The sequence below is a fragment of the Streptomyces sp. WELS2 genome (genome assembly GCF_013870595.1).
Lineage (GTDB): Bacteria > Actinomycetota > Actinomycetes > Streptomycetales > Streptomycetaceae > Streptomyces.
This window is the reverse complement of sequence record NZ_JACBWZ010000213.1, coordinates 1-8,672: the sequence shown is the minus strand read 5'-3', so window position 1 is coordinate 8,672 and position 8,672 is coordinate 1. Positions and strand designations below refer to the sequence as shown.

General features: G+C 69.4%; 11 protein-coding genes. 8 read left to right on the top strand and 3 right to left on the bottom strand.

The features are described 5' to 3' along the window. Positions 1–747 (top strand): S9 family peptidase (locus H5J33_RS15095; RefSeq protein WP_181795430.1); only part of this gene is annotated, 747 nt, incomplete at its 5' end. Between the two features lie 126 nt (positions 748–873). Here H5J33_RS15095 and H5J33_RS15090 read toward each other — a convergent pair. Together H5J33_RS15090 and H5J33_RS38685 are read right to left on the bottom strand one after the other, a co-directional pair. Further along, positions 874–1,437 (bottom strand): dihydrofolate reductase family protein, encoded by a 564-nt coding sequence (locus tag H5J33_RS15090; protein ID WP_181795429.1) that lies wholly within the window; start codon positions 1,435–1,437, stop codon positions 874–876. Between the two features lie 242 nt (positions 1,438–1,679). Continuing rightward, positions 1,680–2,030: an ATP-binding protein gene (locus tag H5J33_RS38685; RefSeq protein WP_399552833.1), complete on the bottom strand. Its 351-nt coding sequence runs from the start codon at positions 2,028–2,030 to the stop codon at positions 1,680–1,682. A gap of 376 nt (positions 2,031–2,406) precedes the next feature. Here H5J33_RS38685 and H5J33_RS15080 point away from each other — a divergent pair, with 376 nt between their 5' ends. From H5J33_RS15080 to H5J33_RS15050, 7 genes are all read left to right on the top strand, one after another. After that, a complete protein-coding gene (locus H5J33_RS15080) occupies positions 2,407–3,261 on the top strand; it encodes a helix-turn-helix transcriptional regulator (RefSeq protein ID WP_181795427.1) in 855 nt (284 codons plus the stop codon). 11 nt (positions 3,262–3,272) lie between these two features. After that, complete coding sequence (locus H5J33_RS15075) at positions 3,273–3,473, top strand: DUF397 domain-containing protein (protein WP_181795426.1); 201 nt, start codon at positions 3,273–3,275, stop codon at positions 3,471–3,473. A 210-nt stretch (positions 3,474–3,683) separates the two neighbouring features. Beyond that, entirely contained in the window at positions 3,684–3,950 is a 267-nt protein-coding gene (locus H5J33_RS15070) for a hypothetical protein (protein WP_181795425.1), read from the top strand. Beyond that, positions 3,919–4,452, top strand: a complete 534-nt coding sequence (locus tag H5J33_RS15065) for a DUF6879 family protein (protein WP_181795424.1) — start codon at positions 3,919–3,921, stop codon at positions 4,450–4,452. Before H5J33_RS15070 ends, H5J33_RS15065 begins: the two co-directional genes overlap by 32 nt. A gap of 17 nt (positions 4,453–4,469) precedes the next feature. Next, the gene (locus tag H5J33_RS15060) at positions 4,470–5,318 is read left to right on the top strand and encodes a helix-turn-helix transcriptional regulator (protein ID WP_181795423.1); all 849 of its coding nucleotides are present in this window, start codon (positions 4,470–4,472) and stop codon (positions 5,316–5,318) included. A 133-nt stretch (positions 5,319–5,451) separates the two neighbouring features. Beyond that, the gene (locus H5J33_RS15055; protein ID WP_181795422.1) at positions 5,452–5,643 is read left to right on the top strand and encodes a hypothetical protein; all 192 of its coding nucleotides are present in this window, start codon (positions 5,452–5,454) and stop codon (positions 5,641–5,643) included. A 405-nt stretch (positions 5,644–6,048) separates the two neighbouring features. After that, entirely contained in the window at positions 6,049–7,149 is a 1,101-nt protein-coding gene (locus H5J33_RS15050; RefSeq protein ID WP_258565106.1) for a methyltransferase domain-containing protein, read from the top strand. A gap of 10 nt (positions 7,150–7,159) precedes the next feature. Here the strand turns inward: H5J33_RS15050 and H5J33_RS15045 are convergent. After that, a partial coding sequence (locus tag H5J33_RS15045) for an NAD-binding protein (protein ID WP_220212355.1) occupies positions 7,160–8,672 on the bottom strand: 1,513 nt, incomplete at its 5' end.

Sequence of the window (8,672 nt, the reverse complement as noted above, 5' to 3'; positions counted from 1 at the left end):
GTGCGGGGCCCCGGCGGCCGCATCCACGCCCTCGTCCAGAAGCCGGCGGGCGCCACGGGCCCCCTCCCCACCGTCTTCGACCTGCACGGCGGCCCGACCTGGCACGACAGCGACTCCTTCGCGGCGGGCCCGGCGGCCTGGGTCGACCACGGCTACGCGGTGGTCCGCGTCAACTACCGCGGTTCCACCGGCTACGGCCGCGCCTGGACCGACGCCCTCAAGCACCGGGTCGGCCTGATCGAGCTGGAGGACGTGGCCGCGGTCCGGGACTGGGCGGTCTCCTCGGGCCTCGCCGACCCCGAGCGCCTCGTCCTCACCGGCGCGTCCTGGGGCGGCTATCTCACCCTGCTCGGCATCGGCACCCAGCCGGACGCCTGGGCGCTGGGCATCGCGGTGGTGCCGGTCGCGGACTACGTCACGGCCTACCACGACGAGATGGAGGCCCTGAAGGCCATGGACCGCACCCTGCTGGGCGGCACCCCTGAGGAGGTCCCGGACCGCTTCGCGGCGTCCTCCCCGCTCACCTACGTCGACCAGGTCAAGGCCCCCGTCTACATCTCGGCGGGCGTCAACGACCCCCGCTGCCCGATCCGTCAGATCGACAACTACGTCAAGAGACTCGAAGCCCGCGGCGCGGTCCACGAGGTCTACCGCTACGACGCGGGCCACGGCTCCCTGGTGGTCGACGAACGCATCAAGCAGGTGAGGCTGGAACTGGACTTCGCGGCCCGGCACTTGCCGGCATAAGCGGACCGACACCGCCCTACCGGGCCGCGCTTGCCGGCACGGGCGTCGGGGAACGTCACGTCGACGCCCGCCGGACAGCACTCACGTCCGGCGGGTCGGCGACGGGCGTGTTCGCGCGTGCTGGTGTCACCTGTTGGAGGGCCGTGCCTGCTTCCGTACGCGGAAGCGGAGCATCGTGACGGCGCCCGACCGGGTGGTGCCCAAAGGCTCCAGGTCGATCCTGCCGAGGGTGGGGGGCGAGAAGCGGACGCCGTCGCCGAGCAGCACCGGTAGGACATACACCAGGATCTCGTCGACGAGCCCGCGCCGCAGGCACTGGGCGGCCACGTCGGCACCGAGGATCTCCAGGTTCTTGCCGCCCGCGGCGCCGCGCGCCGTGGCAACGGCTTCCTCGATGCTACAGGTGAGGAACGTGACGGTGGGGTCCGGCTCGTCGGGAGGCTCATGGGTGAGGACGAACTGTGGTCCCCCGTCGTAGACGGTGTCCTGGTCGGCCATACGCTTGGCCACCTCGTACGTACCCCGGCCGACGAGCATGGCGCCCGTGGCCGCCATGACCTCCGGGAACGTATCCGCGGTCAGATACTCGAAGATCCAGTCCATCGCGTGGCCGGGACCGGCGATGAACCCGTCCAGCGACATCGCCCTGTTCACGACCACTTTGCCGGTGCCGCTGCTCACATCACTCATGCGCCTTGTCCAAGAAGGCCGGAGACCGAGGGCCGCATCATAGTTCGCGCGGCGGGAAGGCGACGGCAGATCCCGCCCTGAGCACAGTGTGCGGCCCTCAGTTGGGGGCGGCGGCCGACGCCGACCGCGGCGGAGAGCAGTACGCGCTGTTTGAGCGCGATCGCGCCCTGACCGGGGCCCTCGGTGATCGAGCACCGTGGGCCCCGGTCAGGGCGGAAGTACCTTCCCCGTGGTGCGCGCGACTATGGAAGGTCCGTCCGTATGGCACCAGCGCCTCGCGTCTCGGCAGTTTCATGAAGCTCGAACCAGACGGCTTTCGACCGTGGCGAGAGGCCACCGAAGAAGGTGATCCCCCAACGAGCGGCGTGCGCCTCGATCAGGGCGAGGCCCCGTCCGTGCTCGCACTCCTCGTGCGGGGGTTGCTTGGGCGCGGGCAAAGGGCACGGTCTGTTGTCGTGTACCCGGACAAGCACTCTCTCGTCACCGATCGAGACCTCGATGACGATCCGCGGCGACCGGGTGTGCCGGATGGCGTTGGTGACCACCTCGGACATACAGAGGGTCCCCGGCTCAATCAGTGAGGGGTGCTGCATGCCGATGAGGGTCACGAGGAAGTCGCGCGCGATCTTCGGTGCGCGCGGGGTGTGGGGCGTACTGAGGCGGTAGCGCTCGGCGTGAGGGCCGAGGAACGGTACGGACGGGGTTAAGGCGGAGGCATGGGGCATGTCTCGTCTCCCAACGCGGTGCGGTTGCCGCGCCTTGCGCCACCGTGGCCCGTCCGTTCCCCGGGGCACCCACGTACGGGCGTGCAGAACGGCTGCGCTGCGGATTTACTGGCGCGCTGCGCGATGCACCGACCATAGGGGCCATGTATGTCCCGGAGCAAGGTTGCTCCATAAGTATGGTGATAGCCAATGGACCCGCAGCACGGTTGCGCGCAACACTGGGCGCAGACAGGGGAAGGGACGCATGCCGCCGAGGGACAACCCGACCGCCCGTCAAGTACGTCTTGGCGCCGAGCTGCGGAAACTGCGCGAGCGCGCGGGCATGACCGCCCGCGAGGCGGCAGCGCTCATCTCGACCGACCAGGCCAAGATCTCGCACATCGAAGCGGGCCGAGCCGGCATCAGTGAAGAGCGGATCCGTCGCCTCGCCGTCTTCTACAACTGCAACGATGACGCCCTGATCGATGCGCTGTGTGCCATCGCTTCGGAGCGACGCGGCCAACACTGGTGGGACGACTATCGCGGCATCCTCGCTCCCGGCTTCTTGGACATCGCCGAACTCGAACACCACGCGACGCACCTGCGGTGCCTGCAACCGGTCACCTTTCCAGGCGTGTTGCAGACCGAGGAATACGCTCGGGCGTTGTTCGCCGGCGTCATTCCGAGACTTCCCGACGACCAGATCGAGGCCCGAGTCGAGCATCGCATGCGGCGAGGACGACTGTTCGAGCGGGAGAACCCGACACACATCGAGGCCATCGTGCACGAGGCCGCCCTGCGCATGCGGGTCGGAGGCCGGAAGGTGGCCCGTGACCAGCTCGACTACTTGCTGGAAGCGTCCGTCGAGCCGTGGCTGACGCTGCGGGTGATCTCCTTCGCGTCCGAGGACTTCATCGAGGTCACGCAGACCGTGATGTATGCCAGCGGTACCGTCCCGCAGCTGGACACGGTTCATATCGACACACCCTTCGGTGGTCGACTCCTGGACGCGTCAGCCGACCTGGACCGGTATCGGACCCTGCTCGACTTCGCACGGAAGGCATCGCTGACGCCGGAAGAGTCGCGAAGCTTCATTCACCACATCGCTAGAGAACTGTGAGAACTCCAGAAATGGCCGACGACATCAAGTGGCAGAAGTCAAGTTTCTCCGGGGGCGGCGGTGAACAGTGCCTGGAGACCGCGGAGAGCGACGGACAGATCCTCTTCCGTGAGAGCGACAACCCGGACCTGATCATCACGACCAGCCGGGAGAAGCTCGCCGCGTTCATCCTGGGGGTGAAGGCGGGCGAATTCGATCACTTCGTCAACTGAGCCGACCAATAAGCAGCATCAGCGCCCTCGTCCATCCGGCCGGGGGTACTGCTGTGTGGTCAGTAGGTGGTAGCGGTTCCGAGTAACCCTGCCCGCGGCCGGTTCAGGCCGAGGTCGTTTCCGGCGCGTTCCGAGCCCTTGACGATGCTCGGTACTGGTCGGAAACGTCATACGCAAGAACACGCAACCGGTTTGACCCGGGAGGGCGGCATGGACCTGCGGTTCATCGGGATGGACTCGAACACGGGGGGCGAGGGGTCGCCGACGGTGTGGGTGGAAGAGGAGACGGCCGACCTGGTCCTCCAGGGTGTCAAGGTCGAGGAAATGCTGGAGGCACTGATCAGTGGTACGGAGTGGGTCGCCGGTCACGCGGTGGGAATTCCCGCCCACGAGACGGTGATCCGCATCCCTGCCCGCATGGTGCCGATCCTGAGGGAGGCGTGCGATGTCGCGGAACGGCGTGCCGAGCTTCGCTGAGCTGTTGTCCGGTACGCACCGCAGCGCGGTGCATCTGGAGATGCGGGACGTGTACGGCGTTGGTGACGAGGCCGAGGAGTTCGAGCAGTTCAAGCGCACCGGTCACGTCGGGCTCGACCCGACGGCGCGGTGGTGGCCCGACTGGTTGGGACTGGTGCGGGAGGCTGTGGGCCGTGGCGTGGTGATGCGGCGGGCCAGGATCGTTTCCGAGCCCGTGACGGACTACATCCGATGGGAGCACGCGACCACCCCACTGAACGTCGACGCCGGTGAACTCGTGCGCTGGCTGCCCCGTCGGCGAGCCGTGGACATCGCCTTGCCGGGAGCCGACTTCTGGTTGTTCGACGACCGCTTGGTGCAGTTCAACATCTTTACCGGGAGGGGCGACTGGGCGGATCCGCCCAAGGAGTTCAGCGAGGACCCCGCCGTCGTCAAGCTGTGCTCCGATGCGTTCGAAGCCGTGTGGGAGCGTGCGGTCGACCACCAGAAGTACACCGTCTGATCCCAGCCTCATCTCCCATGCCCGCTTCTCCTTCGTCCAGTGCCCAGGCGGCCCGTGAAGCGCTCGCTGTGCGTCTCGCGCACCTTCGCCAGGACGCCGGCCTCACCGGGAAGGAACTGTCCGCCCGGTGCGGCTGGCACCCCGCGAAGACCACCCGTATCCAGAAAGCGGAAGTACAGCCGACCGACGCGGACATCCGAGCCTGGTGCACGGCTTGTGGTGCTGTCGACCAGGCAGAGGACCTGATTGCCACGGCCCGCGCGGTCGATTCGATGTACGTGGAGTGGCGCAGGAGTCACCGGACGGGCATGCGCAAGACCCAGGAGGAGTTCTACGACCTCTACGCGCGGACCGGCGTCACCCGCGCGTATGTCTCGAACGTCGTGCCTGGCTTCTTCCAGACCCCCGCCTACGCCACGGCGCTCATGGAGGCCATCACCGATTTCCAGGGCACCCCCGACGACGTCCCGGAGGCCGTTGCCGCCCGCGTTGCCCGTAGCCGGTTTCTGTACGAGGGCGCGCACCGGTTCGTCGTGCTCATGGAGGAGTGCGTCCTGCGCTACCGCATCGGAGATGACGAGACGATGGCCGGGCAGCTGCGGCACCTGCTGGCTGTGATGACGCTTCCCTCCGTCTCCCTCGGCATCATCCCCTTCTCCGCCCGAAGGACCATGTGGCCGCTGGAGGCGTTCTACCTCCATGACGGCACGCGCAGCGTCGTGGAAACCCTCACCGCCGTGGTCAACGTGGTGCAGCCGCGTGAACTCGCCGATTACCGCCGGGCGTTCGGTGAGCTTGGGAAGAGCGCTGTTCACGGTGAAGCCGCCCGCGATCTGATCAACTCGGCGATCACCTCTATCGGTTGATGTTCCGCAATTCCCTGCAATTTCATTGAGGTGCGGCTCGGGCGCCTCGTACGGTCCTGTCCGGTTCCGTTGCGGCGGACCTGCCCGGAACCACGTTCGCGACACAACGTTCGCGCCTATCACCGGAGACCGCATGACGCTGCGCGCTGACCTGCCCCAGAGCCCCGCCTCCACGTACGTCGACGTCGACCAAGACGGCATCACCAGGGCCGTCTATGTGACCGACGGCAGTGGTCCTCTGACGCGTGCCGTGCGTCGCCACATGGTGCTTCAGCGGATGGCCGAAGGCGATCGGCGCAGGCCGGTCGCTCGCGGACTGTCGTGACCGTGCCGGGTTTCGCCCGGAGAAAGGAGACCGTCGTATGGGAAAACATCCTCCGCCTTCGCCCCCGCCCGAGCCGCCCAAGCCATCCAGCCCCCGGCCGGTGGACCGGGTCGTCAGCCAACCCGTGTGAGCACCACGGCCTGTGGGCCGCTGCGCCAGAGACCGACACACAGACACGAAGGAGACTCCCATGGGATGGGGAACCGGTAAGGGCGGATCCGGCGGCGACGGCAAGCACGCCGGGGGTAAGGATCCGGGTACGTCGAAGCCGTCTCCGGACACGGCTCAGCCGAAGCCTGACCCCAAGCACAAGAAGGGCTGAGCCTCGGCATGTACGCCATGAGCAGTGAGGAGCGGGCCGCCGCGTGCGGTTTGCTCCGCGTCCTCAAGGAAGAATCGGGGCCCTTGAGTCCCGAGTCGGAAGCCGCCTTCCACCGTGCCCCTCGGCACATGTTCCTGCCCCGCAAGGTCTGGCTGGACGAAGAAGGCGACTGGGTGACCTGCGACCGTGACGCGGAGCCCGCACGTTGGCTCGCTGCCGCCTACGCTGACGCGCCGGTGGTCACGCAGGTCAACGACGGTCTGGAGCCCCTGGACGCTGATGTCTGGCCGTCGTCTTCCGCTTCCGCGCCATCCATCGTGTTCCGCATGTTGCGGATGCTCGACCCGCGCCCTGGGCACAGGGTCTTGGAAATCGGCACCGGCACAGGGTGGAACGCCGGTCTTCTCGCCGCTCTGCTCGGGGACGGCAACGTGACGACCGTCGATGTGGACCCGGCACTCACCGGGGCCGCCGTCCGCTCGCTGGAGGCGTTGGGGCTGAACCCGCAGGTCGTCTGCGCGGACGGTGCCGGCGGGCACCCGCCCTCGGCGCCGTACGACCGGATCATCGCCACCTGTTCCGTGCGTCGCCTGCCCTACGCGTGGGTGGAGCAGACCCGGCCCGGTGGGATCGTCCTCACGCCCTGGGAGACACCCTGGTTCTGTTACGGGCTGCTGCGTCTGCATGTGGGTGGCGACGGGGTCGCCTCCGGGCGGTTCGCTCCGCACTCCGCGTTCATGCTGATGCGTGGGCAGCGTACCGACCTGCGCATCTACCGGGATGTGGTGCGGGACGGGCATACCCCCGACGAATCGGTGACCGGTCTGGATCCGTGGCTCGTCGCCGGCGCGGACGCGGACGCCCGCTTCGCCGTCGGGCTGCGGCTGCCGGACGTGTGGCGCGCCTGGCACCACCGTCCGGACGTACCGGGCGTGGTGACGCGGCTGTGGCTGGCGACCACGGATGCCAGCTCGTGGGCCGCCGTGGACTGGGACGGCACCCCGGATGCCCGTGAGTACACCGTGTGGCAGTACGGGGAGCGTCGGCTGTGGGAGGAGGTGGAGGCCGCCTACGAGTGGTGGGCGGGACAGGGGCGGCCCCCGGTCGAGCGGTTCGGGCTCACCGTCACCGCCGGCGGGGGGCGGGTCTGGCTGGACGAGCCCTCCCGGAGCCGGGCTCTCTGACGCGGCGGGGTCAGCGGAGTTCCGCCAGGCCCCTGCGGGTCGCCGCGACGACCACGCGGTCGCCCTTCTCCAGTACGTGGCCGGCGGAGGTGTCCGGGTGGCCCAGGCGGGCCAGGGCGCGCCAGGAGCCGGTGTGGAAGGCCTCGCGCAGGGTGCGGCCCTCCAGCTGGGGGTGGCCGTCGACGTCGACCGCGGCGAAGAGCAGTACGCGCCGTTCCACCGCGATCGCGCCCAGGACCTGCCGGCCGAGCATCGCCCCGGCGAACGCGGGCGCGGCCAGGTGGGTGACGCTGCGGCTGCGGGTCAGGGCGTTCGGGTGGGCGGCGCGCAGGGTGCGGTAGACGGCGGTGGCGAAGTCGTCGTCGTACAGCCGCAGCACCACGCGGAGGTCGGGGCGGAGGGTGCGGGCGTAGAGCACCGCCTCCAGGTTCGTGGTGTCGGCGCTGGTCACCGCGAGCAGGGTCCGCGCCCGGTGGATCTGGGCCGCCTCCAGGACGCCCTCCTGGGTGACGTCCCCGAGGACCACCGGCACCCGCAGCCGGCGCGCGGTGGCCAGGCCGCGTGCCTCCGGGTCGGACTCGACGCACACCACGGGGACGTCCAGCTCGCGCAGCCGGGTCAGTACCCGGGTGCCGATCTTGCCGAGGCCCAGCAGCACCACGTGCCCGCTCAGCCCGCGGGGCGGCCGGCGCAGGGTGGAGGCGGTGCGGAAGGTGCCGAGCGCCTCCAGCGCGGCGGCCAGCAGCACCGGCAGCAGGAGCAGTCCGACGAGTGCGGACAGGAGCTGGAGGATCTGGCGGCCGAGGGGTTCCTTGAACGCCGGGTCGTCGATGGCGAACAGGTCGAGGAGGGTGATGTAGCCGGCGCGCAGTGGATGGATGCCGGTGACCAGCCACAGGGTGACGGCCAGGGCGACCACGCAGCCGACCAGTCCGGCCAGCGACCAGCGCAGCCGCCGGGAGAAGAGCGAGGCGAGCGGCATGACGCCGGTCACCCGGCGGGTGGGTGCGGTGGACTCGGCGTCAGTGGCGGAGGAGACGTGTTCCAGCACCACGGCCTGCCGGCCGGCGGCCTGCCGTACCTCCTCGTCACCGGGCAGCAGGAGCGGTGGCTGCTCGCCGCCGGACAGCAGGGCGAGGGTGGCCGGCCCGGTCCCGTCCCCGGACAGCGGGCGTTCCACGGCCCGCAGCAGCAGGTTCTCGGTCTGTACGACCCTGCTGGTGCCGACGACGGCGGTGGCCGCGAGCGCGGGCGCGGCGGTGTCGGCGTCCGACAGCACGGTCGTGGACGCCTCCAGCCCGGCGGCTTCGTCCCCGCCGGCCAACGCGGCGGCCTGGTCGAGGAGTTCCTCGATGTGCTGGCCCAGCCGCCGGTTGTAGAGCCTGAGGACCAGCCGCAGCCGGGGGTTGAGCCGGCGGGCGGTCAGCGCGGCGCGGATGTTGGTCTCGTCGTCGTCGTACACGAGGGCCAGCGCGGTGGCCCGTGCCACGCCGGCCTCCGCGAGCACCGCCTCGGTCGGCTCG